This window comes from Mucilaginibacter phenanthrenivorans (assembly GCF_024721155.1).
Lineage (GTDB): Bacteria > Bacteroidota > Bacteroidia > Sphingobacteriales > Sphingobacteriaceae > Mucilaginibacter > Mucilaginibacter phenanthrenivorans.
In genome coordinates this window covers 72,738-99,054 of record NZ_JAHVAP010000005.1, presented here as the reverse complement: position 1 = coordinate 99,054, position 26,317 = coordinate 72,738, and the positions used below count along the sequence as shown (strand labels likewise).

At 42.3% G+C, this 26,317-nt stretch carries 24 protein-coding genes; 13 read left to right on the top strand and 11 right to left on the bottom strand.

What is annotated here, in order from left to right:
• Positions 1–2 precede the first annotated feature (2 nt).
• The 3 genes from KXD93_RS12600 to KXD93_RS12590 all read right to left on the bottom strand — a co-directional run bounded on the left by KXD93_RS12600 (position 3) and on the right by KXD93_RS12590 (position 3,062).
• Positions 3–1,100, bottom strand: coding sequence for a carboxylate-amine ligase (locus KXD93_RS12600; protein WP_258137466.1), 1,098 nt, complete (start codon positions 1,098–1,100; stop codon positions 3–5).
• 90 nt (positions 1,101–1,190) lie between these two features.
• Positions 1,191–2,264, bottom strand: a complete 1,074-nt coding sequence (locus tag KXD93_RS12595) for an ATP-grasp domain-containing protein (protein WP_258137465.1) — start codon at positions 2,262–2,264, stop codon at positions 1,191–1,193.
• A gap of 90 nt (positions 2,265–2,354) precedes the next feature.
• Complete coding sequence (locus KXD93_RS12590) at positions 2,355–3,062, bottom strand: esterase family protein (RefSeq protein WP_258137464.1); 708 nt, start codon at positions 3,060–3,062, stop codon at positions 2,355–2,357.
• A gap of 176 nt (positions 3,063–3,238) precedes the next feature.
• Here KXD93_RS12590 and KXD93_RS12585 point away from each other — a divergent pair, with 176 nt between their 5' ends.
• The 4 genes from KXD93_RS12585 (at position 3,239) to KXD93_RS12570 (ending at position 6,166) form a co-directional block, all read left to right on the top strand.
• Positions 3,239–4,054 carry an alpha/beta hydrolase gene (locus tag KXD93_RS12585; protein ID WP_258137463.1) on the top strand — a complete coding sequence of 272 codons (816 nt, stop codon included), beginning with the start codon at positions 3,239–3,241 and terminating at the stop codon, positions 4,052–4,054.
• A 35-nt stretch (positions 4,055–4,089) separates the two neighbouring features.
• Positions 4,090–4,689 (top strand): M949_RS01915 family surface polysaccharide biosynthesis protein, encoded by a 600-nt coding sequence (locus KXD93_RS12580; RefSeq protein ID WP_258137462.1) that lies wholly within the window; start codon positions 4,090–4,092, stop codon positions 4,687–4,689.
• A gap of 23 nt (positions 4,690–4,712) precedes the next feature.
• The gene (locus KXD93_RS12575) at positions 4,713–5,273 is read left to right on the top strand and encodes an NUDIX domain-containing protein (RefSeq protein ID WP_258137461.1); all 561 of its coding nucleotides are present in this window, start codon (positions 4,713–4,715) and stop codon (positions 5,271–5,273) included.
• A gap of 140 nt (positions 5,274–5,413) precedes the next feature.
• The gene (locus tag KXD93_RS12570; protein ID WP_258137460.1) at positions 5,414–6,166 is read left to right on the top strand and encodes a lysophospholipid acyltransferase family protein; all 753 of its coding nucleotides are present in this window, start codon (positions 5,414–5,416) and stop codon (positions 6,164–6,166) included.
• 58 nt (positions 6,167–6,224) lie between these two features.
• Here the strand turns inward: KXD93_RS12570 and KXD93_RS12565 are convergent, their stop codons facing one another.
• On the bottom strand, positions 6,225–6,953 hold the full coding sequence (locus tag KXD93_RS12565; RefSeq protein ID WP_258137459.1) for a LytR/AlgR family response regulator transcription factor: 729 nt from the start codon (positions 6,951–6,953) through the stop codon (positions 6,225–6,227).
• A 1-nt stretch (position 6,954) separates the two neighbouring features.
• Positions 6,955–7,968 carry a sensor histidine kinase gene (locus KXD93_RS12560; protein WP_258137458.1) on the bottom strand — a complete coding sequence of 338 codons (1,014 nt, stop codon included), beginning with the start codon at positions 7,966–7,968 and terminating at the stop codon, positions 6,955–6,957.
• Between the two features lie 202 nt (positions 7,969–8,170).
• Between KXD93_RS12560 and KXD93_RS12555 the strand changes: the two genes are divergently transcribed.
• The 4 genes from KXD93_RS12555 (at position 8,171) to KXD93_RS12540 (ending at position 10,728) form a co-directional block, all read left to right on the top strand.
• Positions 8,171–8,374 carry a hypothetical protein gene (locus KXD93_RS12555; RefSeq protein WP_258137457.1) on the top strand — a complete coding sequence of 68 codons (204 nt, stop codon included), beginning with the start codon at positions 8,171–8,173 and terminating at the stop codon, positions 8,372–8,374.
• Positions 8,368–9,267: an ABC transporter ATP-binding protein gene (locus KXD93_RS12550; protein WP_258137456.1), complete on the top strand. Its 900-nt coding sequence runs from the start codon at positions 8,368–8,370 to the stop codon at positions 9,265–9,267. The genes KXD93_RS12555 and KXD93_RS12550 overlap by 7 nt, the downstream gene beginning before the upstream one ends.
• A 6-nt stretch (positions 9,268–9,273) precedes the next feature.
• Positions 9,274–10,086: an ABC transporter permease gene (locus tag KXD93_RS12545; RefSeq protein WP_258137455.1), complete on the top strand. Its 813-nt coding sequence runs from the start codon at positions 9,274–9,276 to the stop codon at positions 10,084–10,086.
• A 90-nt stretch (positions 10,087–10,176) separates the two neighbouring features.
• Positions 10,177–10,728, top strand: a complete 552-nt coding sequence (locus KXD93_RS12540) for a transposase (protein ID WP_258137454.1) — start codon at positions 10,177–10,179, stop codon at positions 10,726–10,728.
• A 59-nt stretch (positions 10,729–10,787) separates the two neighbouring features.
• Here the strand turns inward: KXD93_RS12540 and KXD93_RS12535 are convergent, their stop codons facing one another.
• Both KXD93_RS12535 and KXD93_RS12530 read right to left on the bottom strand, forming a co-directional pair.
• Entirely contained in the window at positions 10,788–12,140 is a 1,353-nt protein-coding gene (locus KXD93_RS12535; RefSeq protein WP_258137453.1) for a M28 family peptidase, read from the bottom strand.
• 5 nt (positions 12,141–12,145) lie between these two features.
• Entirely contained in the window at positions 12,146–15,310 is a 3,165-nt protein-coding gene (locus KXD93_RS12530) for an ATP-dependent helicase (RefSeq protein ID WP_258137452.1), read from the bottom strand.
• Positions 15,311–15,507: 197 nt separating this feature from the next.
• On the opposite strand from KXD93_RS12530, the gene gmd reads away from it, so the two are divergent.
• Complete coding sequence (gene gmd, locus KXD93_RS12525; protein WP_258137451.1) at positions 15,508–16,644, top strand: GDP-mannose 4,6-dehydratase; 1,137 nt, start codon at positions 15,508–15,510, stop codon at positions 16,642–16,644.
• A gap of 33 nt (positions 16,645–16,677) precedes the next feature.
• Positions 16,678–18,285 carry a capsule assembly Wzi family protein gene (locus tag KXD93_RS12520; protein WP_258137450.1) on the top strand — a complete coding sequence of 536 codons (1,608 nt, stop codon included), beginning with the start codon at positions 16,678–16,680 and terminating at the stop codon, positions 18,283–18,285.
• A 76-nt stretch (positions 18,286–18,361) separates the two neighbouring features.
• Here KXD93_RS12520 and dxs read toward each other — a convergent pair whose 3' ends face one another.
• Positions 18,362–20,290, bottom strand: coding sequence for a 1-deoxy-D-xylulose-5-phosphate synthase (gene dxs / locus KXD93_RS12515; RefSeq protein WP_258137449.1), 1,929 nt, complete (start codon positions 20,288–20,290; stop codon positions 18,362–18,364).
• Between the two features lie 194 nt (positions 20,291–20,484).
• Positions 20,485–21,297: a hypothetical protein gene (locus tag KXD93_RS12510; protein ID WP_258137448.1), complete on the bottom strand. Its 813-nt coding sequence runs from the start codon at positions 21,295–21,297 to the stop codon at positions 20,485–20,487.
• Between the two features lie 181 nt (positions 21,298–21,478).
• On the opposite strand from KXD93_RS12510, the gene KXD93_RS12505 reads away from it, so the two are divergent.
• From KXD93_RS12505 to KXD93_RS12495, 3 genes are all read left to right on the top strand, one after another.
• Positions 21,479–22,237, top strand: coding sequence for a segregation and condensation protein A (locus tag KXD93_RS12505; protein ID WP_373417356.1), 759 nt, complete (start codon positions 21,479–21,481; stop codon positions 22,235–22,237).
• 117 nt (positions 22,238–22,354) lie between these two features.
• Complete coding sequence (gene glyA, locus KXD93_RS12500) at positions 22,355–23,647, top strand: serine hydroxymethyltransferase (RefSeq protein ID WP_258137447.1); 1,293 nt, start codon at positions 22,355–22,357, stop codon at positions 23,645–23,647.
• Between the two features lie 188 nt (positions 23,648–23,835).
• Positions 23,836–24,225: a response regulator gene (locus KXD93_RS12495; protein ID WP_258137446.1), complete on the top strand. Its 390-nt coding sequence runs from the start codon at positions 23,836–23,838 to the stop codon at positions 24,223–24,225.
• A gap of 64 nt (positions 24,226–24,289) precedes the next feature.
• On the opposite strand, the gene KXD93_RS12490 is transcribed toward KXD93_RS12495, so the two are convergent.
• Entirely contained in the window at positions 24,290–24,988 is a 699-nt protein-coding gene (locus tag KXD93_RS12490; RefSeq protein WP_258137445.1) for a ComF family protein, read from the bottom strand.
• Between the two features lie 171 nt (positions 24,989–25,159).
• Positions 25,160–26,218: a dual-specificity RNA methyltransferase RlmN gene (gene rlmN, locus KXD93_RS12485; protein WP_258137444.1), complete on the bottom strand. Its 1,059-nt coding sequence runs from the start codon at positions 26,216–26,218 to the stop codon at positions 25,160–25,162.
• Positions 26,219–26,317: the final 99 nt, after the last annotated feature.

Genomic DNA, 26,317 nt, shown 5'->3' with positions numbered 1-26,317 from the left:
TCCTAAATTCCTTTTAACGTTTGCGACGTAATATAGTCAACAACGTCGGCAAAGTTATTATTTTGCTGATAAACTGCCAATTGCCTGTCGGCGCCTGTGCCATGTTCCAATATTTTGTGCACATATTGCAGGTCGTCACGGCACCCAAGGTCATCCACTACGTCATCTATAAAATCAAGCAGCTCTAAAATCAAACCACGGGTATTTACTTCCATCTCCTTACCAAAGTCTATCATTTTACCGTCGATCCCGTAGCGGGCGGCCCGCCATTTATTCTCATTGATGAGTGCGCGGTTATAATTAATAAACGACATATTTTGCTGCCGTAGTTTATACAACTTAGCGCACAAAGCCTGGAATAAAGCGACGAATGTCATGGTTTCATCAATCAGCATGGGGCAATCGCAAATGCGGAACTCTATGGTTTCAAAAAATGGATGTACGCGGATGTCCCACCAGATCTTCTTGGCATTGTCGATGCAATTGGTTTTCACCAACAACTTGATATAGTTATCATATTCTTCAATACTGCTGAAATAATCGGGAATGCCCGTCCGTGGAAACTTGTCAAAAACCTTGGTGCGGAATGATTTGTAACCCGTATTGCGTCCCTCCCAAAACGGGGAGTTTGTTGACAACGCATAAACGTGCGGTAAAAAATAGCGTACCTGGTTGGCAATATGAATCGCCATATCCCGCGATTGGATGCCCACATGCACATGCAAGCCAAAAATCAGGTTCGACCGTGCAGCCTCCTGCAGCTCATCTACAATTTCAAAATATCGCGGATGATCCGTAATCAGCTGGTGCTGCCAGTGTGAAAACGGGTGCGTTCCCGCAGCGCCGATGCGCAAGCCGATATCGCCGGCTAACTGTGCTACCGTGCCGCGTAATTTGCCCACCTCCTTACGCGCTTCCTGTGTGTTGTGGCAAATGTGTGTGCCTACTTCAACAACTGCCTGGTGCATCTCGGCCTTCACCTGGTCCTCGTGGATCTTTTGAGCGCTGTCAACAATTTTTTGTTCATGCGATGTCAGCTCCCTGCTCACAGGGTCAACCACCATGAATTCTTCTTCAACACCTATGGTAAACTCGTTCATTTTTAGTTAGCCTTTATAATTGGTTGGTTTAAACAAGCTTTTATCATAGCGATGGGTTTCAAACCCACCGCCATGCGAGCCGTTGTATTATTATTTTTTAACAGCTTTCTTCGGCTTTACAACTTTCTTCTCTGCTGCAATTTCATGATCAATAGCTCCTGCACTTACTTCCTTTTTCTCGGCTTTCTTCTCAACTTTTTTCTCTGATGATAAAAGATGATGACCCGCTGCGCCGGTTTTTACATACTCGCCCCAGGTAAGGTTATCGCTGTCGTCCTTTTGCTTTTTTGCGCGTTCGATGGCGTAATCGGCGGCGGTTTCAACAACCCAGTCGAAGTTATCCTGGCCAACGCTGGTAACTTCGGCATCGGGTGCAGGGTTACAGAAATCGATGGCGTAAGGTACTCCATCACGGATAGCGAACTCAACAGTATTAAAATCGTATCCCAAATATTTATTGAGCTTGATCACATAATTCTTTACGGTCTCCAGCAACTTTTTTGCTGCGGGAGCCTTGCCATGCTCGTAACGCAGGTGATGCGGGTTGCGCGGTTCGTATTGCATAATGCGTACATGTTTGCCACCTATGCAATAGCAACGGAAGTAATCTTCAAAAATAATTTCCTCCTGTAGCATCATTACGTATTGTTTGGTTTTGTTGTAATTGTCCCAAAGCTCATCCAGGTTATTGATCTGGTAAACTTCCTTCCAGCCTCCGCCGTCAAAAGGTTTCATATAAGCAGGGAAGCCAACGTATTTAAAAATACCTTCCCAATCCAACGGATAAGCCAGGTTGCGGAACGATTGATCTGTTGTATCATCCGGCAAATCCTTCGATGGCAGGATCACCGTTTTTGGTACAGGGACACCAATTTTTACCGCCAGCGCGTTGTTAAAGAATTTCTCATCAGCGCTCCACCAGAACGGATTGTTGATTACCGCGGTGCCGCAGATAGCTGCATTTTTTAGCATGGCGCGATAAAAAGGCACATCCTGCGAAATGCGGTCGACAATTACTGCGTAATCCAACGGCTCGGCCTGCATCACCTTATCGATACGCACAAATTCTGCGCTTATATTTTTCTCGCCCTTTTGGTTGATGCGAGCAACAAACGCGTGTGGGAACGATTGTTCCTGTCCGAATAAGATTCCTATTTTTTTCATGGGTAGTTATGTTTTTATTTAGTTCTTAATTCTAACTTCTGTTATTTTAATACGGTCGCTATCTAATCTCCAGCCTCTAATCTCTATCATCTACCTTATCGTTGACAAATAATGCGGAAACATTTCCTTCCAGATCGGCCAGTCATGACTGGCGAACGGGCGGATATCCAACCAATGGTTAATATGCTTTTGGTTCATAATGTTTGAGAGTCGCTTATTATCGCCCAAACAAATGTCGTGCTCGGCGGTGCCGAGGATGATATTCATGTGCCATAGGTCGGATAGGTTGCTGCCGGGTAAAAAGTCAACGGGGTTGTTATAAAACACGTCATCATTATAAAACCCATCGGTAAACTGCTTCATGTCAAAGGCTCCGCTCATGCTAAACAGGTGGCCGGTTTTATCGGGATGCTTTAGGGCGAAGTTTGCAGCATGATATCCGCCGAAACTGCAACCGGCGGTGGCTATTTTGCTAACACCGGTCTCGTACATAGCCCATGGCGCAAGCTCGTCAGCAAGCATTTTATCGTACCAGGCGTAGCGGTGCGCACGTTCTGCCGGACTAACTCCTTTATTGTACCAGGTAAGCCAATCAAAGCTATCCGGACAGTAAATTTTAACTAGCCCCTCGTCAACAAACCAGCGCACGCTGTCAATAAGTCCCTCATCCTTATTCTGGAAATAACGCCCCTGTGACGTCGGGAAAAGGATAACCGGGTAACCGCGGTCGCCAAAAACCAGCATTTCTACATCAATTCCCAGGTTTGGGGAGTACCAGCGGTGATATTTTTCAGTCAATGTATTGGGTTTTTATGATGATTGTAAGGTAACTTGTTTGTTTGAAAAAGGCAAGGATTTGGAATAAAGATTTGAAAATGAGCGTACTTTTATCATTTTGAAATCATCAAATCGGCAAATTTTCAAATTGTAAAATGTTAACCGTAAATTTGCGCCCTTAACTAATTGAAATAGAGATGTACGCGAGTTGGCTGGAGATGGAGATAGCTATCACTGAAAATATAATAACCATAAAGTCTGATGTGTTGAAGCGCGATGTTACCTGTACGCTGCTGATGCCGGAAGAAAATGAACTTACCGAACCCCTGAATTTGTTGTTATTGAATGACGGACAGGAAAGCGAAGCGCTGCAGTTAAAGGAAACCCTTGAAGAATTAACAAATATAAATCGTATAAAACCTACGCTGGTGGTTGCCATCCACGCCGGTGAAGAACGCCTGCAGGAATACGGTACCGCCGGCAAACCCGACTTTAAAAAGCGAGGTTCAAAAGCAGCTTTATATACGGCATTTATAAAAACTGAATTGCTGCCTGCTATTACAAAACTTACAGGCATCGAAAAATTTAACTCAACCGCTTATGCCGGTTTTTCTTTAGGCGGCCTGTCCGCATTGGATATTACCTGGAACAATCCGGAACTTTTTGATAAAGTTGGGGTTTTCTCCGGATCTTTTTGGTGGAGAAGCAAGGACCTTACCAAAGGCTACACCGAAAACGACCGCATTATGCACAGCATAGTAAGGAACACGGCAGTTAAACCAGGGATAAAAATCTGGCTGCAAACCGGCACCAAAGACGAAACCAGCGACCGAAACAAAAATGGCATCATCGACTCTATCGACGATACGGTCGACCTGATAAAAGAGCTTGAAAACAAAGGTTTTACCCGCCCTGCGGATGTTCAATACCTGGAAATGGTTGGCGGCAGCCATAATCCCGAAACCTGGGCTAAGGCAATGCCTAAGTTCTTGATTTGGGCCTTTGGGAGATAAGCGCTAATCATTAGCTTTGGTAAACCTTTATGCCAATGCGCTATAAATTCACAATTCTGCTGTTTCTTGCTTTGCTATCTTCCCAACTAAGCAAAGCCCAAACTTATGTAAAGGAAATTCTGCACGACAAGGTGCCGGTAGCGTTTACCGGGAAACTTATAGATGCCTATGAATTTAAGGATGCGGCAGGACTTCACCTTTATATCCTCACTAAAACTGAAGAAACAAGTAAGGTGTCGATCTTTGGATTCGGCTATACCCAGCACAACGGTGTTTTTGTTAAGGATTGGGAGATCAGGGATTTCTCCGACTTGGGTATCCTGCTTAGGTATACTTATACCAAAATCATCGATATAGATAAAGACGGACTGTTAGAAAGTATTTTTGTTTACCAGCTTGATCCGGATCGGGGGGATGGATCAACCTGGAAGATGATGGTACATTACAAAAATGTAAAATACGTTTTCAGGGTACACGTGCCGGAGCTTGATGAGGATGAATACTCGGTAAAATGGGATAAATCATTTGAAACATTGCCAAAGTCGGTCCGTAAATATTTAATTGATTATTGGAATATGGTAGCGGATAAAGAAGATTTGAAGGGGAGGTATGTACTTACTGACAAGATTAAATAACATAATCTTGCTATTTTTACCCCATGCATCACCCCAAAGAAAACCCCTGGCAAATAACCGGCGAGAAAGCAGTCTATGATAACCCCTGGATCAACGTAACCGAATACCAGGTTATCAATCCATCAGGCAACCCGGGCATTTATGGCAAGATACGTTTTAAAAACCTGGCAATAGGTGTTTTGCCTTTGGACGAGGAATTGAATACCTATTTGGTTGGTCAATATAGGTTTCCCTTAAACCAATACAGCTGGGAAATACCCGAAGGTGGCGGTCCGGAGGGTACCGATCCATTAGCTTCAGCACAACGTGAATTACTGGAAGAAACCGGGCTTAAAGCAAATTCCTGGACAGAGATTCAGCGCTTGCATCTTTCAAATTCGGTAAGCGATGAGCTTAGTATTATTTACCTTGCCCGCGATTTAAAGCAATTTGAGGCCGAGCCTGAAGACACCGAACAATTGATAGTTAACAAAGTGCCTTTTGCCAAAGCGTACGAAATGGTTTGTGATGGAACGATAACTGATTCGATAACGGTTGCTGCGGTTTTGAAGGTGCAAATAATGATATTGGAAGGAAAGTTATAGTTGATTAAGTTTAGTGGGTTGATTAAGTTATCACGCGTAAAATCCAATCAACAATTCTAACCTATTCAACTGAGTCAACACAATCTAACTTAATCAACCAACTCCAACCAATCAACTAAAATATTAAATTTGTAGCTTTTATGAGAAAGCTCTTCGGATATATCTTATCGCCGCTAACGGTCATCGCTTTTTTCCTGGCGCTGTTTATTTTTCACCCATTACAATGGATTGCTTATAACGTTTTTGGTTATTCGGCACACAAGAAGGTGGTCGATTTTTTAAACTTATGTCTGTTCAGTACTTTTTATTTAACGGGGAACAGGGTAGTGTTTATTAACAATCAAAACCTTCCGGTTGGGCACCCCCTCATTTTTATCGCTAATCACCAAAGCCTGGCCGACATCCCACCGCTCATCTATTACCTGCGTAAGTATCACGCCAAGTTCATCTCAAAAATTGAACTCACAAGGGGGATTCCATCTATATCGTATAACCTGAAATATGGCGGCGGCGCCAATATTGACCGTAATGATTCACGTCAATCTATTACTGAATTAGTTAAACTGGCCAACCGGATGAAAGAAAATAAATGGTCGACCGTTATTTTTCCGGAAGGTACACGTTCAAAAGATGGCATTGTAAAACCGTTCCAGGTTGGCGGTATCGCAACTATCCTGAAAAAATGCCCCGAAGCATTATTGGTTCCCATTGCTATTAATAATTCGTGGAAACTAACCGAACATGGCCTTTATCCACTCGGTACATTCATTAAAGCAACCTGGGAGGTGCTTGAACCGATTGAGCCAAAAGGAAGGCCCACAGAAGATTTGGTTAAAGAAGCTGAGATAAGAATAAAAGAGGCGCTTGGACAGCTAAGAAGTCCGAAGTCGTGAGTCGGTAGTCTTAAGTCAAGAAAGACTCGGGACTTTGGACTAAATACTCAGGACTTCTTCAGATGTTCTTCCCGTCAACAATCTTAAAAAACTCTTCCCTGTAGGTATCGCCAACTGGAATGATCTTGTCACCTATAAAGATCCGGCTCCGCTCAATGCTGTCTATCTTATTAATGGATACGATGTACGATTTGTGCACCCGGATAAAATGCTTTTCCGGCAGGGCATCTTCCATTTTCTTCATGTTCTGCAGGGTAATGATGCGTTCTGCAGGGGTGAAAATGGAGATGTAATCTTTTAATCCCTCTATAAAAAGAATATCATTAAGGTAAACCTTTTGAATTTTGTGCTCCGTTTTAACAAAGATGAAATCGCTCAACAGGTCCTGTTGTTTTTGTTGTACGGGTTCCGGCTGTATAGGGGCGGCTGCCGGCTGTAAAACAGCTTGTGCTTTTTGAACGGATTTAAAAAAACGATCAAAGGCGATTGGCTTTAACAAATAGTCTATCACATCCAATTCATAACCCTCAAGTGCATACTGTGGATAGGCGGTGGTTAAAATAACCTTTGCCTTTCCGTTGGCTATTCGTAAAAACTGGATACCGGTAAGTTCGGGCATCTGTACGTCCAAAAAAACCAGGTCGACCAGCTTCTCCTGAACGAGCGTAAGCGCTTCAATAGGATTTGTTGTGGCCTTAACCAATTGCAAAAACGGGATCTTTGAGATATAGTCTTCCAGTATATGCAGTGCCAAAGGCTCATCATCAACAATCAGGCATCTTATCATTTTATAAAACTAAAGATAATTCAACGGTATAAGTATCGGTTTCGTCGCGGATGTCCAAATTATATTTATTCGGATACAGCAAATTTAGCCTGCGTTTAACATTATTCAAACCAATTCCACCTGCCGGATCACGATTATTGTTATGTTTTTTGTTTTGTATGTAAAAATGCAAATGCTCGTCATCAACATCAATTAATAATCGGATAGGCGTAAGCGGATCATTCGCTACACCGTGTTTAAAGGCATTTTCAATAAATGCGATCAATAATAACGGTACTATTTGCTGGTTTTGTATTACACCCTCCACCTTGTAATCAATATAGGCCTTATTGCTGAAGCGTATTTTTTGCAGGTCGATGTAGTTTTGCAGGTACTGCAGCTCTTTGGACAGTTCGACCTTATTATCGTTACACTCATACAGCATATACCGCATAATTTCCGATAGTTTAAGAATCGCCTCGGGCGTGGTTGCAGATCGTTGGTAAGCCAGTGAGTAAATACTGTTAAGCGAATTAAATAAGAAATGCGGATTGATCTGTGATTTTAAAAATGACAGCTCCGCGCTCAATCGTTGATTTTCAAGGTCGCGCTGGATGCGTTCATTTAAAAACCAATCAATGGCAAATTTCAACGCGGTGCTTAAAAACAGGAAGAACAGGCTGGTGAATAGTGTGCCTAAGAAATACTGGGCGAAGCCAATTACATGCCCTTTGCTGTGAACCAATATAAATGATTTAAACAGCAACCCGACGCCGTATTTACCAATCCCGAATACTATAACCGTTATGGTTACAATAATGGCGTATGTACCATAGCGCTTTTTATGAAAAAAACGGGGCAGTAATATGAGGTAATTGATATAAAACAGGCTTATATTAATTACCGAGTATAAAATGAATACAACCAGGATCTCCCTGAGGGATATTTTTTCATCCAATTGGGCTATGAAGATCAAAAACGAGATCATTAACACCCAAAAAAACACATGCCAGAATATTTGCCAACGGCTTTTCATCACACCTAAATTAATAATTACACACCGTTAAAGCACTTATATTATATATAGTATCAGCTTTTGTCGATAAACAGGCTTAAAAATCCGACGAACGGGTTAGTTTGATTATTCTGCCATTCATCTATGAATCCCGTGCGTTGGTCTAAATGTTTTTAGCAGGTAATTTTTTTGATATTCCTTTGTATCATCAAACACAAACACAATGAAAACGCTTATCAAAAACTCCAATCCTTTCATCTTATTACTGGTTCCGGTATTCTTCGCGCTAATAATGGGCGTAAGTTACCAGTTTCATCAGAAAAAGGAAACTATTGTTGGTTCCTCCGTGCAGGCAACCTCTTTGTTTTATAAAGGTGTTAGTTTAGTAAAAACCGTTTGTTCAATAGCCAAAGAAAAAGTATGGTAATTAATACTCAAAACCTAACCTTCACCTTTGGCAACCAAACCGTAGTAAAATCACTTTCATTACAAGTTCCGGAAGGAAGTATTTATGGCTTCCTTGGCCCAAACGGCGCCGGAAAAACTACCACCATAAAATTGCTGCTCAACCTGCTAAAAACACAGGAAGGCAGCATTTCTATTTTTGATCTCGACCTGCAAAACAACCGCATAAAAATTCTTTCACAAATTGGGTCGCTGATTGAACAGCCGGCTATTTACCTGCATTTAACAGGTAGAGAAAACCTGATGAACAGGGCCTTACTGTTGCAAATTCCTGAAACAAGGGTCGACGAAATGCTGAGGCTTGTTCACCTGCAGGATGCCGCTCACAAAAAAGCAGGGCAATATTCCTTGGGGATGAAACAACGTTTAGGGATCGCTCTAGCACTATTAAGCGACCCGAAGTTGTTGATATTAGATGAACCAACCAACGGCCTCGATCCGAACGGGATCATTGAAATTCGCGAGTTGCTAATGAAGCTAACAGGTGAGTACAAAAAAACAGTTTTTATCTCCAGCCACTTATTAGCCGAAATTCAGAAGATGGCTACCCATGTAGGCATCATCAATCATGGTGAACTGATGTTCCAGGGCAGCATCCAGGAGCTGGAAGCATTAAGTAAACCGTCGGTACAAATTGAAACCGATCAGGCCGTTGAGGCCGCTAATTTTTTAAAGAAGAATAATGTCAATGTTTCGGAAGTTAGCGACCATCATGTTTTTGTTCCTTATACTTCAAAGGAAAGCATGGGCGAAATTAATGCCATGTTAAACCAAAACGGTTACATGGTATACAGCATTAACAAACAACAACAGGACCTGGAAAAATTATTCTTAGCCATCACGCAAAACGCCTAAATAATTATGAAAGGATTTATACTCTCATTCCGGTCCGAATTTTATAAAACGCGCAAAACCATGGGTTTTTGGAGCGCTGTTTTACTGCCGCTATTGTTGTGCCTGTTTGTATTTATAGGCTTTTTTTATAAGAGTGATGGGTTAATCAATAACTCGAGCATGGAACTCTGGCTGAAGTTTGCAGCACCAATACTAGGCGTAATGGGGCTGTTATTGATGCCTATGCTCATAATTTTTATTGCTTACTCTGTAAATAGCCTGGAGCATAAGGCTGATACCTGGAAAACCATTTTTAGCCTGCCAATATCAAAGCTATCAGTTTACGCAGCCAAATACTTTTATGCGTTTTTTCTTGTATTCTTTTGCCTTGCATTGTTTGTATTGTTTACAATTGGCTTTGGTAATTTATTAGGGGTAATAAAGCCATCGTTAAAGTTTAGCGAATATAGTATTGCCAGTATTTTAGCGCAGATCTACTTTAAATTTTTCCTGGCCTCTTTAGGAATTCTATCTATACAATTTTTATTAAGCCTTTTGTTCAGCGATTTTATAAAGCCTATGGGGATTGGGTTTGTATGCGTAATTGTTGGAGGGATTTTGGCTGGCAACAGCTGGCAATACGCTTATCTTTTTCCTTATTCACATCCTATGATGGCCATGAAAGCCTTGGGGCCAGCTAAAAACGGCGGCAATCATCCGTCCGCCATGCCTCACTTTACTGTAGACCTGCTTACTAAAGACACCTGGGTGAGCCTTGTTATTGCGGTGGTAGTTTTTATCGCGGGATATTTTATTGTGCTCAGGAAAAGTGTGAAGTAATTTGTAGAGACGCAATATCTTGCGTCTCGAACCAATGTTATTTTATATCCAATCTCTTCATTATATTTACTTTACCTATCCACTATCATTATGGATGATAAATTTAAAAGTAAATATCGTATTCCATCAACACGATTAACTGGGTGGGATTATGGATCAAATGCATTATATTATATTACAATTTGCACCAAAGATAAATTACATTATTTTGGAGAAATAGATTCCAGCGAGGACGAAAACTTGCAGGACGTCGCATTCTTAAGTCCGACTATAATTGGGAATGTCGCAACTGAAAATTGGATTTCCATTCCTGATCATTTTCCATTTGTTGAACTCGACGAATTTGTAATAATGCCCAATCATATTCACGCCATCATATTTATTAATAAGCCGGACAAGCCTAATTGGGAACCAAACAAATTTGGAGTTCAAAGTCAAAATCTTGGCTCTGTAATAAGGGGTTATAAGGCTTCGGTTAAAACATTTTCCACTATTAACTATATTGAATTCGTTTGGCAGCCCCGCTATCATGATCGTGTTATTCGTAGCGATAAAGAATACATGAACGTTAAAAATTATATAATCGATAATCCGCGGCAGTGGTTGTTGAACGGTGATAACGAGGATTATTTATTTAAATAGCGGAGGCACAAACATCGGGAATTGCAAGCGGGAGACGCAATATTTTGCGTCTCTACAATTTACCGCACCGGCTTCGGATACACCGGCAAACTCTCATGTCCCTTTTCATCAACCGATTGCACAGCGAAAAAATAATTGTCCTTTGAGTAGGCTAACGTTAAGCCGTTACCTTCCACATAAAATTTCTTTTCCCAATAGGGGCTGGTGGTTTCGCGCATCAGCACATAATATCCTGCAGGTTTTTTACCGGTCTTTGGGGTTTCCCATTTTAAGGTTGTTTTATTGGTGAGATCGCTGGTTACCACGCCGACACTTTCCGGTTCAGATGGAGCAAGGGCCAGGTTTGCCAGCACAGATAAATTCATACGTGCTACCTTTTGAACATAATTAAAGTCCACGAAGTCGGGCAGATCACCATAGTCAACGCCTTTCTCAGTGCGGATATCCTGGTGCTGACGGTTAAAATCCTCGTTCATCTCGGTGAACCGTACTGCTGTGAAACCTTGCTGAAGAAATGGCACATGATCGCCGCCACGCAGGAAACGGTCGCGGCGATAGATGAGCTTTACATCCAATTGGTCTACATAGCGTTCCGCGGTTTCCTTAACATAGCGGGCCAACTCGCGCGAGGGGCTGTCGTCTTCACCACCTAAGGATATTAAACTTCTTATCTCACGATCATTACCTGCTGCTGTTGAGGGTATCCCCTCACTGAACACACGGACGCTGCGGTTATCCTTCAGATCAGTTTCCATTCCATGGGTATTGCCTACAATGTCGTTATTCAGCATGGCATCAACATTCCATTTTTCAGCTTTGGCGCGCTTGGCTACGTTGGTGGAGCCATATAAGCCCTGTTCTTCGCCAACCACGCACATAAATATAATGGTGGATGGGAACGACCATTTGCTCATCACTCTTGCCAGTTCCATTGATACTGCTGATCCTGACGCATCGTCGTTGGCGCCCGGCTCCACAGCGTTTGCGTTCATCACGTCATTAACCCTTGAGTCATAATGCCCCGATACAATATAAACCCTGTTGTCGTTAGGATCGGTGCCTTTTAAAGTAGCGAGCACATTTTTAAGGTGTACCGGTTTATCAATCCTATCGCCCTTTGGTTGGGTAAATGTATCAAACTGAACCGTCATCCTGCCGTTAGATTGTTCGGCGTATTTTTCCATCTCGGCCTTTATCCAATTACGGGCGGCGCCGCTGCCTTCGGTTTTGCTGGTGGTATCGCTCAACGTGTGCCGGCTCTTAAAGCTTACCAGTTTGCGGATGTTAGCTTCAATGTTTTTTGCGGATACTTCCTCAACCATTTGTTTGATAGGTGCGTCCTGTTTAATGGTTGTTTGTGCAGATGCCTGTAAAGCAAATAGTACTGCGATAATAGATAATAGGTTTTTCATGATGATTAATTCGTTTCTTCTTCCTGCATAACGTTGCCAACCTGCTTGAAGTTGCTTTTTACAAAATGGCACCAGTCACATTCTTTTTTGCCGCAGCCGGTGTTAAAATCATGTGCCATTATTTTCTGATATACAGTCGTAATTTGTTTGGTTACTTCTTCAGTATCTTCCGGAGTGATGATGACCTTTTCCTTATGATATTCGCCATCGTTAATGGGTTCGACAAACTCAAACAAGGTGCTTACTACTTCCCAGTCAATAGTGTGGTCGTTGTCAATTAAGATCTTGTAAAATACGGCCTGGCGCCAGTAATCGCCGCCGTTTGGTTTTTCATCGTTTGGTTTGGTAAATTTATCCTTTGCATATTTAAGCTTACCGGTTTTATAATCAACAACAGTCACCTCTTTCCCGTTAAACTCAACTTTATCCAGGTTCCCTTTTATAGGTACGCCTTCTACCTCCACATTTTTTATACTGCGTTCGGTAACTGCGTTTTTATTCCAGACTTCAATGTTTTGGTTGTAATAGTCCGGCAGGATCTTCTCGCCATAATCCAGTCTTAATTTAAATTCTTCCTTGGTAAATGAATCGCGGTTACGGTACATGTACCAGCGGAACTCCTTTATGAAGTCTTCGGTGAGCGGGAATTCGTTACCATCGTCCTTCAGGGTTCTGAATACCTTGTTTAATGCCCAGTGCACAGCCTGCCCAAACGTAGCCGACGGGCTTTTACCAGATGGCACCCTGATTAAGCACTGGAAATAAAACCTTAGCGGGCAATCCAGGTAATTGCTTAAGTGGGTTACAGATAACGTATAGTCCTGTAATAACAGGTTAATATAATTGGTATCCAGCAACTGCACCTTCGGTTTATCCGCCTCGCTGAATTGCAAGGCAGTAAAAGCGATCATTTCATCTTCGGTAACTTTTGGATAATGCACCGGCAAATCTGTATCAGCCAAAATTTCGCCCACAAATTGAGACGATTCCTGGTCCTTGCCGTTTTTATCCTTATTGGCAAAAGAAATAAACAAGTGCTGCTTTGCACGGGTAAGCGCCACATAAAACAACCTGCGCGATTCCTCCTTTTGGGCGATGTCATCGTCGGCAGCCTGTGTTAAAGTGTCAGGATAGCTGAACCCGTAATTGCGGCCTTTACTGTCCCAGATCTTTTTAGTGCAACCAATTAAAAATACGTGTTCAAACTCGAGGCCTTTTGATCCGTGAGCGGTTAGAAAATTGATGCCATTCTCAGAAAAAATGATCTGGTTTAATGCCAGCCTTATCTGGTTATCTTTCATCAGTTTGATCATTGCCACCAGGTCAGCCAGCTTTATATCCGGATTCTTGCGGCTTTCATCCTTTAAAAAATCAAAAAAGTTGGTGAGCACCTGCATGTACCAGCCTTTATCAGGTTGCTGCATGATGTATCTAAGAATGCCCATTTTGGCAATCAGTTGCTGAAAAAGCTGTTGCAGCGTATTGCTGGCCGAATAGGTTAGCAGGTAATCGATATCGCTTACCAAAAATTTCATGCCATGGTTTTTTGCCTCGTCAAACAAACCCGTTTGCACGGGAATCTTCATATCACTGATGTAGCGGCGCAGCGAGGTTTTTGGCTCATTATTTCTTGATGTGGCAAAATTCTCCTTGGATACAGCAACGCTTGCTTTGGCAATCTCGATAGGAGGGATGTCAAAAAAATCATAATGCATAATCTCGAATAACAATTCGTCTCCGCTATAAGGCGAATCCATTTCCATGGCCAGGTAGCGAAGGATATTGATGATCTTTTCGCCGAATGGCAATGTGAAGATATCTATCTTGCGTTTGGTGTTTACAGCGATGTTTTGCGTATCCAGGTATTGGATCAGTTCTTCAACCTGGCTATGGTTGCGGTAGATCACGGCTATTTCTCCCGGTTCGGTGCCGCTTTCCAATAGCTTTTTAATCTTATGGGCCACATCAACCAGTTCCTTGCCTGGATTTTCGTATTCGTTTATAACAGGTGCTACAACTAACGTATCAAAACGCGGGTGTGCCGCCTTTAGGTTTTTATCAAGCGCAAGTTGGGCGGTCAAGCGTTCCCGGTTGTTGTTGATGAGCGCCTTTGAAATGTCGAGGATGTGTTGATTGGAGCGGTAATTATGCTTTAATACCACCGTTTGCAGTGTGCTCACATAATCGCTGGCAAAATCCAGGATGTTCTTCATGTTAGCGCCCTGGAACCTGAAGATCGACTGGTCATCATCACCAACAACAAAAACGTTTGGTGTTTCCCAGTAGTTCAGCATAAACTTTAGCAGTTCATTTTGCGACCCGCTGGTATCCTGGAACTCATCTACCAGAATATACTGGTAACGCTCCTGGTAACGGCGCAAAAGTTCTTCATTTTCGCGGAAAGCCTTCAACACCCAAATGATCATGTCGTCATAATCATAGCGACCCTTTGCCTTCATCTTTTTGTCGAAATTCTGGTATTCGCCTACAGCGGCCAGCAATTTCTTCATCAGGTCGTGTGCCTTATCGATATCCTTTTGCTTGGGGTCGCCAATATTTATCCCTGCTTTGGCGTTTGCCCTTTTATAGATAAATTCTTCACGACTGGGCAGGTCGTCTAAATATTCGTTTACCGCCCTTTCGATAGTGGCCTCATTCCAGCCTTCGCTTTTCATGGTCGAGAAAAGGTTTTTCAGGCGCGGCGCTTCAAAATATATCTCACCGGTAAATCGTTTCAACAGGTGATCGTTCGGGAATTCATCTACCAATTCCCTGAAAAGCATCGCCGACTCCAGATCAGACAACGCCTCCATATTGAGCTTGCCGAAATAGTCCAGGTTTTCCTGGATGATCTCGTTACAAAAAGCGTGAAAGGTGTAAATATTAACGCGGTAAGCATCGGGCCCGATAAATTCAAAAAGCCTTTTGCGCATGGCAACAGCGCCGGCATCGGTATAAGTGAGGCACAAAATTTCATGTGCGCTGGCATCTGTTTCGGTTAATATTTTACCGATTCGTGCAGCCAGGATCTGTGTTTTACCAGTGCCCGGCCCGGCAATTACCAAAACGGGGCCATCCATTTTGTTAACGGCAGCCAATTGCTCGGGGTTAAGTTGGGCCAGAGCCTGCTGAAATTTTTCGTTGTATTTATTTGGAGTAGATGGAATCATTTGTAAAGTAAAGATAACAAAGATGTGGCGAGATTGGAGGGGGTAAGGGGAATGTTACTTTTAAATATATTGATTGGTCTATAAGATTGAGATAGGAGTACAAAAACAAAAAATTCAAACCATCCCATCCCAAATGCAAGCTTTTACAATTAATTTGGATAATATTGTAGTTATATAAATATTACACCATATTATTAATGAAAGTTGCTTTAATAACAGGCATTACAGGGCAGGATGGCGCATATTTAGCAGAATTTTTGCTAAAAAAAGGATACGAAGTACACGGTATAAAAAGAAGGTCGTCGTTATTTAATACGGATCGTATTGATCACTTATATCACGATCCGCACGAACCAAATGTAAAGCTAAAACTTCACTACGGCGATTTAACCGATTCCACCAATTTAATACGACTTGTACAGGAGATTCAGCCTGATGAGATCTATAATTTAGCGGCGCAAAGCCACGTAAAGGTTAGCTTTGATACGCCGGAATACACAGCCAATGCTGACGGTATCGGCACATTAAGAATACTGGAAGCGGTAAGATTACTGGGGCTGGAGAAAAAGACCCGTATTTACCAGGCTTCTACATCAGAACTTTATGGGTTAGTACAGGCGGTTCCGCAAAGCGAAACCACGCCATTTTATCCGCGTTCGCCTTATGCGGTGGCCAAACTTTATGGTTATTGGATAATTGTAAACTATCGCGAGGCTTATAACATGTTTGCCTGTAATGGGATTTTATTTAACCATGAAAGCCCTGTACGCGGTGAAACATTTGTCACCCGCAAAATTACACGGGCAGCATCAAAAATCGCTATGGGCTTGCAGGATTGCCTTTATGTTGGTAACTTATCGGCGCAGAGGGATTGGGGTCATGCAAAGGACTATATTGAGGCCATGTGGCTGATGCTGCAGCATGATGTTGCGGAGGATTTTGTAATAGCTACAGGCGTAACCACAACCGTTAGAGAATTTATAAAGATGTCGTTTGGTGAGCTTGGAATTGAGGTTGAATTTAGCGGAAAGGATGAGCACGAGCGTGGGGTAATAATTGATATTGATCAGCAAAAGGCCGAAGAGTTGGGATTAAATACTGATGCATTGAAATTCGGACAGACAGTAGTAAAGATCGATTCGAAATATTTCAGGCCGACAGAGGTGGACTTGTTGATTGGGGACGCAACCAAGGCAAAAGAAAAGCTGGGCTGGATCCCTAAATATGATCTGCAGGCGCTGGTTAGCGATATGATGCAGTCAGATCTGCACCTTGTAAAAAAGGACGACTATTTAAAAAAGGGCGGCTTTACAACACTTAACTATTTCGAATAGTTGAACTTATTTTAGTAATTACATACCTGCATTATGAAGAAAATATTTACCATTTTATTGCTGTTTTCTATAACAGGCATTGCCCGGGCGCAATCTGTTTACCAGGAATATTCATACCAGTTTTATCAAAAGCTCAATTCGGATGTTTATTCAACAAAAACACGGGTACATAGTGCACTAAAGCCATTCTTTGCAGACGATTCATTGCTAAAACATCACTATGATTCATTAATGAATTATGGAGATGATGGTAAGCCGCATAGCTGGGGCTACAAAAAACTTTTTACTGAGCATTTAATAGATGTCAAAAGCCCGGCATCAACGTTTTATGCAGATCTGCTTCCCGATTTTGATATCGGCCGTGATTTTAAGGGAAAGCTAACTACCAGCACCACTTCAATGGGTTTGCAATTTGGCGGTAGTGTTAGCAATAAATTTTATTATAATGTAGCCGGCTATTTAAGCAGCGCGGTAACGCCCGAGTATTTGTCGACGTATATAAACCAGACCGGCATTATCCCTGGGCAAGCATACGGTAAAACATATAAGGATAACGGCTACGACTGGAAATATATTACTGCCATTGCTTCGTACACTCCGGTTAAGTTTTTAAATATTTCTGCGGGCCGGGATAAAACTTTTATCGGTGATGGCTATCGCTCGGTGTTGTTGTCTGACGTAGCTTCACCATACCCGTTTTTTAAATTGACGGCTACATTAGGCAATGTAAGATACATGGCAATGTGGGCCAGCTTTAACGATCCTATAGATTTGGACGCTAATGGGAACAATAGGGGTAAAGGCGGCGTATTTCATTATTTAGACTGGAATGTAAGCAACAGGCTTTCTTTTGGATTCTTTGACGCGGTTATATGGTACAATAAGGATGATGCTGGTCACTCCCGCCCGTTTGATTTCTCGTACATAAATCCGGTTATATTTTTAAGGCCTGTTGAAGCATCAAACGGCTCGCCAGATAATGCATTGATAGGTTTTACCAGCAAGTATAAGCTAACAGACGGCATCACGGCGTACGGCCAGTTTGCGCTGGATGAATTTGAATCAGCAAATTTCTTTTCGAATGGTGGTAGCGCACGTAATAAATACAGCTACCAACTTGGTATAAGGGGCGCAGATCTTTTCGATGTTAAGGGATTAAATTACTTGCTTGAAACCAATAATTCAAAGCCCTATACCTACTCAGAGCGTGGCCCTATTATCAGCTACACCGAGAATGGCGAAATGCTTGCCCATCCCTGGGGTGCAAACTTCAGGGAGGTAGTAGCCTTGTTAAATTACTCGTACAACAGGTTTGATTTTTCAGGTGAGGTTGACTATGGTCATTACGGTTTAGATATAAACGGATTGAATTATGGTAAGGACCCCTTCGAAGACTATACCACTCCGGCCAAACAGAACGGTAACTATATTGGGCAGGGATTAACCACCAATATGATTTATTTAGAAGGAAAGATTGGCTATTTGCTAAATCCTAAATATAATTTAAGATTAGAACTCGGCGGTATATTTAGGGACGAGAAGAATACACAGTTTAACGATAAAACGGCAATGCTTACAATAGGCCTGCGCAGCTCATTCAGAAGTTTATATAACGATTTGGCGAGTTATAAAGCACATTGATGGGAAGTTAATGGTCCATGGACAAAGACCATGGACATCATTCAAGAACTATCGTCCATGGTCTATAGACTATGGTCTAGCTTGCTATAATATGCTTATTTTGCCGTATTCCTAATTTTTTTACCTGGGCGGCTATGCTTTGTGCATCATAGCCATTGTCGGCCCAAAGTTCAGGCTGCTCGCCGTGTTCAATGATCTGATCCGGGATCCCCAAACGAACCACTTGTGACTGGTAGTTATTATCTGCCATAAATTCAAGTACAGCGCTTCCCATACCCCCTTCAAGGCAACCATCCTCAACCGTGATAACCTTATTGAATTTTTTGAATACTTCGTGCAGCAGCGCCTGATCCAATGGTTTCACAAAACGGAGGTCATAGTGTGCGGGGTAATAACCGTCGTTGTTCAAATCGGCGGTTGCCTTTACAACCTCGTTGCCAATAGCGCCTATTGATAAAATGGCCACTTCTTCTCCATCGCAAATCTTGCGGCCCTTACCAACGGTGATTGCCTTCATTGGCCGTTGCCAGTCAACCATAACGCCGTTGCCACGCGGATATCTTATTACAAAGGGACCCATATTTTCCTGCTGGGCAGTAAACATCAGGTTCCTTAGTTCTTCTTCGTTCATAGGTGCTGACACCGTCATGTTAGGAATGCAGCGCATAAAGGCTATGTCATAAGCCCCATGATGCGTTGGGCCGTCAGCGCCGGCAACGCCAGCCCTGTCAAGGCAAAATACCACATTAAGCTTTTGAATAGCAACGTCATGTATCACCTGGTCGTATGCCCGTTGCATAAAGCTGGAGTATATGTTGCAAAACGGAACTAGTCCTTGTGTAGCCAAACCTGCCGAAAATGTTACCGCATGCTGCTCAGCAATACCTACATCAAACGCGCGGTTGGGCATGGCCTTCATCATTAGGTTTAGTGAACAACCTGATGGCATTGCAGGCGTTATTCCCATTATTTTGGGGTTTTGCTCAGCCAGCTCAATTATGGTATGGCCAAATACATCCTGGTATTTAGGTGGTTGTGGCTTATCAGATTTTGATTTCTTTATTTCGCCGGTTATCTTGTCGAATAGGCCCGGAGCATGCCATTTGGTTTGGTCCTTTTCAGCCAGCGCATAGCCCTTGCCTTTTACCGTTACACAATGTAATAGCTTTGGGCCAGGAATATCGCGCAAGTCGCGGAGCACTTTTACCATATGTTCAACGTCATGGCCGTCAATCGGTCCAAAATACCTGAATTTAAGCGCTTCGAAAAAGTTACTTTTTTTAAGCAGCGTTCCCTTAATGCTTTTTTCAAGCTTCTGGGCTATCTTAAATGCGTCAGGTCCAATTGCCGAGATCTTGGCAAGTACGCTTGCTATATCATCCCTGAAGCGATTGTATGGCTTTGAAGTGGTAATATCGGTTAAATACTCCTTCAATGCACCCACGTTAGGGTCAATAGACATGTTATTATCATTCAGGATCACCAACAAGTTTGAATTTTCAATCCCAGCATGGTTTAAAGCTTCAAACGCCATCCCCGCTGTCATTGATCCATCGCCAATTACGGCTACGTGCTGCCTGTCTGTTTCGCCTTTATATTGCGAAGCAACTGCCATGCCCAAAGCAGCAGAAATAGAAGTTGAGGAGTGACCCACACCAAAAGTATCAAAGATGCTTTCCGAGCGTTTCGGGAAGCCGCTCAGGCCGCCATGCACACGGTTGGTATGAAAAATATCCCGGCGGCCGGTTAATATCTTATGCCCGTAAGCCTGGTGGCCTACATCCCATACCAATTGATCGTATGGCGTGTTAAGTACATAATGCAGTGCAACCGTTAATTCAACAACACCTAAACTGGCAGCAAAGTGACCACCGTTGACAGATACAACATCAATAATATATTGACGCAACTCCTGGCAAACTTGTTTAAGTTCATCCTCTTTAAGTAGTTTTAAATCAGAAGGGGAATTAATTTGTTGAAGTAAATGGCCTGCTGGTACCTGCATTTAAGTCCTTAGTATTTAACTTGCAAATTACGGCATTTTATTAGAAATTAACTGCTAAACTTACTGAATAAATTATTGAACACGCTATAATGTGTGTTCATAATGACTAATATACATGCTTGAATGTCGCTTCATACAAGGGGAGCACACTAATATGCTGACACACATTAATCGTTTCACCAGACCTGATGATATCAGATTATGGTAGAGGCCCCTGTAGTAAGATCAACCATAAACGATTTGTTTTGTTGTTTTATGGTGAGTTTTGCCTTGTGGTTTCCCAAAAACTGGATAGTACCGGAGATTGTGACCTCTGCTGCCACGGTGTCACCTGGATGTAGGTAGCTGCTGCTGCTTTCAAATTCTGTAACGCCACCAATAATATCGGCAGCGCCGCTGGAAAAATCAATTTTAAGGGCGTTGAGCTTGTAGGTATTTGAATAGTAATTATACCCTTCAGAAAATCCGTTGCGGTAAAGCATATTGTTAGTTACAAACTGTATCGATCCGTTGGTTGAAATAAGTTTATAGGTGGTATCGAGTGCTTTTACCGAATAGTCCTGGGTTACTGTAAAATTATTTTTGGTCTGTGGCGATGTAGCCAACGTTACGAGGCTGTCATGTACCGTATAACCGTCGGGCCTTACCGTTGTACAGGTGTAAACAAACTTATATCTCCCTAAAAAGGTTTTTGACGTATCCTTAACTTTTACTGTACTGTTGTAAGTAGTATCAATGGTGAAGCCGCAAAGCAGTACGTTTTTAACGGGATGATTTGCGTCGTGACCTACAGTAACATTCGATTGGCTTTTTATTCCGTTATTAATATTGGTACCACCGTATTCACCAGCTAAACCGCGCATTAGGTTAATGGCAATATGTTTGCTCACCGTGTCATAATCGGTTGCGGTTTTGGGGGCAAGCTGCGTTTCTGATTTTTTGCACGATGCATAAAGTGCAATAACAATTGTTGCAAGCAGAAGAATACGGGTAAAATTTAACTTCATATAAGTTCCGGGTATGAGTCACTGAAAAACAAAATCAAAGGGCAAGCCTTTTACAGCAACCGGCACTTATACTCCGTGGGAAATTTTTTTGTTGCGGTTTGATGATTTTATTTTGGCATTGTACTGCCTTGCAGCAACTTCAACCTTTACAACTCTTAAAAATTAATCTATTTTTGAGGCAATGATGGTCGAAGAAAATTTTGAGATAAAATTACCCCAGTTCGAGGGGCCTTTCGACCTGTTATTGTTTTTTATAGAGCGGGATGAACTGGAGATCCATGATATTCCGATCGCCCGCATCACCGACGATTTCTTAAACTACATCCACCAGATGACCAGCTTGAACATGGAACTGGCCAGTGAATTTATCATCGTGGCGGCCACGCTGATGCGGATAAAGGCCAAAATGCTGCTGCCACGATATGAAGCCGAAGGGGATGGAAATGAAGCGGATACCAAAGAGGACCTGATCCGCAAGCTGATAGAATATAAAAAATTTAAGGAAGTTTGCGAAGAACTACATCCGCTGGAGAACGAGCGGTTTATGCAGGAAAAGCGCGGTAACATAAAATTCGACCTTGAACAAACGGAAGCCATTGCGTTGCCAGGGGAGGAGTTATCCGAGCTTAATTTATATAAGCTGATGATGGTGTACGGCCGGTTAATGAAAAAATACCTTAACCGCAGCGAAGAAGTAACCCATACTGTTATACAATATCCCTACACCATTGAGCAGCAAAAGAAGGCCATTGGCGATTTGCTGCGGATCAATAAAATGATGGATTTTAAAGCCATTGCCGCCCAGTCAGAAAACAAGGTGCAATTTGTTTATAATTTCCTTGCTGTACTTGAAATGCTGCAGCAGGAATTGATCGATATCCAGGTTGGGCTGGGCTATAACAATTTTTGGATTTCGGCGAAGCCGGAGATTAGTGGTTAGCGACTGGGGATTAGTTCCTAACGTGGAAAATCGGGATTAGAATCTTGTTCCAAAAACTAATCTCTAACCTCCAATCTCTAATCTCTTTTTCCTACCTTTGCACCATCAAATCACACAATGAAAAGAGATAAATTAATTTTTAAGCTGTTGGATGAAGAGCAGGAACGCCAGGAAGAAGGCATTGAGCTTATAGCATCCGAAAATTTTGTTAGCAGGCAGGTTATGGAAGCCGCCGGATCGGTAGCAACCAATAAATATGCTGAAGGCTTACCAGGAAAACGCTATTACGGTGGTTGCCAGGTGGTTGATGAAATTGAAACAATAGCTATTGAAAGAGCCAAACAATTATTTAACGCCGAATGGGCAAATGTTCAACCGCATTCGGGTGCCCAGGCAAACGCAGCAGTAATGCTGGCAGTATTACAGCCGGGCGATAAAATTTTAGGCTTTGATCTGTCGCATGGTGGCCACTTAACACATGGATCACCAGTAAACTTTTCAGGTAAATTGTATGAGCCGCATTTTTATGGGGTAAAAAAGGAAACCGGTTTGGTTGATTACGATCAGCTTAAAAAGGTAGCCCTGGAACAAAAACCAAAGCTGATCATCTGCGGAGCTTCGGCATACTCACGTGATTGGGATTACGAGTTCATCCGCAAGGTGGCCGACGAAGTTGGCGCTTTGGTATTGGCTGATATTTCACATCCTGCAGGTTTAATAGCGCGTGGTTTATTAGCCGATCCGCTGCCGCATTGCCATATTGTTACTACAACAACACACAAAACTCTACGTGGTCCGCGTGGTGGTATGATATTATTGGGCAAGGATTTTGAAAATCCATGGGGATTGAAAACGCCAAAAGGAGAGATCAAAATGATGTCGGCCTTATTGGATATGGCGGTTTTTCCGGGTACGCAGGGTGGTCCGCTGGAGCATATTATTGCTGCTAAGGCTATAGCATTCGGCGAAGCGTTGAGCGACGACTACATGGATTACATAGTGCAGGTGAAAAAGAACGGTGCGGCAATGGCAAAGGCTTTTACCGATAGGGGATATGAAATAGTTTCGGGTGGTACAGATAACCACTTGATCCTGATCGATCTTCGTAATAAAAATATAACCGGTAAGGCGGCTGAAAACGCATTGGTTGCTGCTGATATCACGGTAAATAAGAACATGGTTCCTTATGATGATAAATCGCCGTTTGTAACTTCGGGGATTCGTGTGGGTACAGCTGCAATTTCAACCCGTGGTATGAAAGAAAAACAAATGGAGGATATTGTTGAACTGATAGACCAGGTGATAAATGATCCGGATAGCGAGGAAACCTCGAAGAAGGTGCGCAAGAAAGTTCATAAGCTGATGCATGATTATCCTTTATATCGCGCGAAACACGTCGAGATAGATTAAATATCAATATAAAAAAAAGCGTCATACGGCGCTTTTTTTGTATCCGGACTTTATTGGGAACGCTATATTTTGCATTTTTGCCGAATATTTGAAAAATACACCGGGGATGTATTTCTATAGATAATTACAACCTTTTAACCTGTTACAACGTTTAATACCATAATCTGCCTAACACTAAATTTAAAAAATTGGAAACCGAATTACATATAAATGTGCTGGTTGTTGATGACAACAACATAAACAGGCTTTTAATAAACAAAGTACTTACCCGCTGGGGAGCACAAGCAGATTTTGCCGAAAATGGCCTGCAGGCTGTTGAAAAGATTACAACAAACCGCAATTACGACGCAGTTTTAATGGACGTTTACATGCCGGAAATGGGAGGCATTGAAGCCACGCAGATAATCCGCGCTAAGGATGAAGCCTATTTTAAGCAATTACCAATTATTGCTCTTACTGCCTCTATGCTAAGCAGCGAAAGAAGCCAAATTGAGGAGGCCGGTATGAGCGATTACATCCTGAAACCATTCGATCCCAAAAATTTATTCGAAAAACTGAGCGCTTATCAGAAAGTGTGATTAGAGGTTGGAGACCAGAGATTAGTTGAAAACCATTCTTCGGCTATGAACTATGAACTATGAACTACTCGGCGTAGGCAATCGTAGCAATACTCAATCTTAATCCATCAATTTTAAGCAGTTCAGCGCCGCACGCTTCTAGCGTTGAGCCGGTTGTTATTACATCATCCACCAATAAAACGTGCTTATTTATCAGTTTTTCCGGGTTACTAACCAAAAAAACTTCCTGCATATTTTCAAACCTTGCAAAGCGTGATTTATGGGTTTGCGTTTGGGTTGATTTGATGCGAACCAGGTTATCTTTCTCCACAATAGCATTTAGTTTTTCCGCCAAGCCAGTAGCAAAACAAGCACTTTGATTATAGCCGCGCTCCCGCAGTCTTTTTTTATGAAGCGGAACGGGGATTATATAATCTGCACTATTAAATATTTCATTTTTTTTGATCTGATCTCCGGCAATACTTCCTAACAAATTGCCAATTTGCTGCATACCATTGTATTTAAACTCATGCATCATGTTCTGGATCTTACCGCCTTTGGTAAAATAGAAAAGCGCAAAGGCAGCCTCTAAATTAATCTTGCCCCAAAACTGCCGTGCGACAATATTGTCGGCTTGGAGGTGAAAGTTTGTATAAGGTAAGTTATAACGGCAGCCGGTGCATAGCAGGTGCTCATTAACAACCAGGCTTTCGCGGCAGGCCACGCAAAGTTCAGGAAATAGCAGTGAAACAAAATCGGTCAGGTAACTGCGTTGCAGGTTCATGGAGTGAATTTAAGGAGATTTTGATGTTTTTCTGAGGTAATTATAAAAAAACTGTCATTGCGAGCGATAGCGCGGCAACCGCGAACCCGTGCATTTATGCTATGTAGATCTCCACCATTCAATTCGCTCTGTATAGTCCGCGATTGCTTCGTTCCTCGCAATGACAGGATTTTAGGCTCTCGCTTCTTCCTTTATCGCCAACTGTCCGCAAGCAGCATCGATATCCTTTCCGCGGCTGCGGCGCAAGTGTACATTAACCCCTTGTTTTTTCAGGTAATCGGCAAATGCTTCAACCTTATCCTCGCCGGCATTAATAAAGGCTGCCATTGATATAGGGTTATATTCAATGATGTTTACCTTGCATGGGAGGTGCTTGCAGAACTGGGCAAGTTCGGCAGCATCCGAAATATTATCGTTAAACCCGTCGAAAATAATATACTCGTAGGTTACCGGGTTTTTGGTTTTAGCATAGTAGTATTTCAAGGCTTCGGCCAATGCCTTTAATGAGTTTTGCTCATTTATAGGCATTATGGTGTTGCGCTTTTCGTCGTTTGCAGCATGGAGCGATAGCGCAAGGTTAAACTTTACCTGGTCGTCGCCCAATTTTTTTATCATTTTGGCTATACCAGCTGTTGACACGGTGATCCGTTTGGCAGCCATATTCAATCCATCTTCCGAAGTGATCTTCTCAACCGACTCCAGCACATTCTTATAATTCAGCAAAGGTTCACCCATGCCCATGTAAACGATGTTGGAAAGCGGGATACCGTAATTCTCCTTCGCCTGCTTATCTATCAGTACTACCTGGTCGTAAATTTCGTCGGGATTAAGATTGCGCTTGCGCTCCATATAACCGGTAGCGCAAAATTTACATGTTAAGCTGCAGCCTACCTGCGATGATACACAGGCTGTCATGCGGCCCGGGGTTGGAATTAAAACACCTTCAATTAAATGAGTATCGTGTAAAATAAAGGAATTTTTTATAGTTTTATCCGCGCTGAACTGTGAGTTATGAATTTTAACATTGTTGATAGTGAAATTCTCATCAAGTTTAGTGCGCAGTTCTTTTGAAATGTTACTCATCTCGTCGAAAGAAAAGCATGATTTTTTCCATAGCCATTCATAAACCTGTTTCGCTCTGAAACCTTTCTCTCCAATTTGAGTAAAGTGTTCCTGCAAAACTTGCAGACTTAGGCTTCGGATATCTATTTTTCCTTTTGTATTAATCACGATACAAAGGTACTAAATAAAAAAAACTATCTTTTTTAATTGACATTCTTTTATATTTAAAACAATAACTAAAAGTTAATGTAATAACAGTTAGTTGGA

Excerpts from the sequence above, each read along its gene's own strand:
- KXD93_RS12600 (WP_258137466.1), bottom strand. The coding sequence starts at position 1,100 with ATGAACGAGTTTACCATAGGTGTTGAAGAAGAATTCATGGTGGTTGAC.
- KXD93_RS12595 (WP_258137465.1), bottom strand. The coding sequence starts at position 2,264 with ATGAAAAAAATAGGAATCTTATTCGGACAGGAACAATCGTTCCCACAC.
- KXD93_RS12585 (WP_258137463.1), top strand. The coding sequence starts at position 3,239 with ATGTACGCGAGTTGGCTGGAGATGGAGATAGCTATCACTGAAAATATA.
- KXD93_RS12580 (WP_258137462.1), top strand. The coding sequence starts at position 4,090 with ATGCGCTATAAATTCACAATTCTGCTGTTTCTTGCTTTGCTATCTTCC.
- KXD93_RS12575 (WP_258137461.1), top strand. The coding sequence starts at position 4,713 with ATGCATCACCCCAAAGAAAACCCCTGGCAAATAACCGGCGAGAAAGCA.
- KXD93_RS12570 (WP_258137460.1), top strand. The coding sequence starts at position 5,414 with ATGAGAAAGCTCTTCGGATATATCTTATCGCCGCTAACGGTCATCGCT.
- KXD93_RS12565 (WP_258137459.1), bottom strand. The coding sequence starts at position 6,953 with ATGATAAGATGCCTGATTGTTGATGATGAGCCTTTGGCACTGCATATA.
- KXD93_RS12560 (WP_258137458.1), bottom strand. The coding sequence starts at position 7,968 with ATGAAAAGCCGTTGGCAAATATTCTGGCATGTGTTTTTTTGGGTGTTA.
- KXD93_RS12555 (WP_258137457.1), top strand. The coding sequence starts at position 8,171 with ATGAAAACGCTTATCAAAAACTCCAATCCTTTCATCTTATTACTGGTT.
- KXD93_RS12550 (WP_258137456.1), top strand. The coding sequence starts at position 8,368 with ATGGTAATTAATACTCAAAACCTAACCTTCACCTTTGGCAACCAAACC.
- KXD93_RS12545 (WP_258137455.1), top strand. The coding sequence starts at position 9,274 with ATGAAAGGATTTATACTCTCATTCCGGTCCGAATTTTATAAAACGCGC.
- KXD93_RS12540 (WP_258137454.1), top strand. The coding sequence starts at position 10,177 with ATGGATGATAAATTTAAAAGTAAATATCGTATTCCATCAACACGATTA.
- KXD93_RS12535 (WP_258137453.1), bottom strand. The coding sequence starts at position 12,140 with ATGAAAAACCTATTATCTATTATCGCAGTACTATTTGCTTTACAGGCA.
- KXD93_RS12530 (WP_258137452.1), bottom strand. The coding sequence starts at position 15,310 with ATGATTCCATCTACTCCAAATAAATACAACGAAAAATTTCAGCAGGCT.
- gmd (WP_258137451.1), top strand. The coding sequence starts at position 15,508 with ATGAAAGTTGCTTTAATAACAGGCATTACAGGGCAGGATGGCGCATAT.
- KXD93_RS12520 (WP_258137450.1), top strand. The coding sequence starts at position 16,678 with ATGAAGAAAATATTTACCATTTTATTGCTGTTTTCTATAACAGGCATT.
- dxs (WP_258137449.1), bottom strand. The coding sequence starts at position 20,290 with ATGCAGGTACCAGCAGGCCATTTACTTCAACAAATTAATTCCCCTTCT.
- KXD93_RS12510 (WP_258137448.1), bottom strand. The coding sequence starts at position 21,297 with ATGAAGTTAAATTTTACCCGTATTCTTCTGCTTGCAACAATTGTTATT.
- KXD93_RS12505 (WP_373417356.1), top strand. The coding sequence starts at position 21,479 with ATGATGGTCGAAGAAAATTTTGAGATAAAATTACCCCAGTTCGAGGGG.
- glyA (WP_258137447.1), top strand. The coding sequence starts at position 22,355 with ATGAAAAGAGATAAATTAATTTTTAAGCTGTTGGATGAAGAGCAGGAA.
- KXD93_RS12490 (WP_258137445.1), bottom strand. The coding sequence starts at position 24,988 with ATGAACCTGCAACGCAGTTACCTGACCGATTTTGTTTCACTGCTATTT.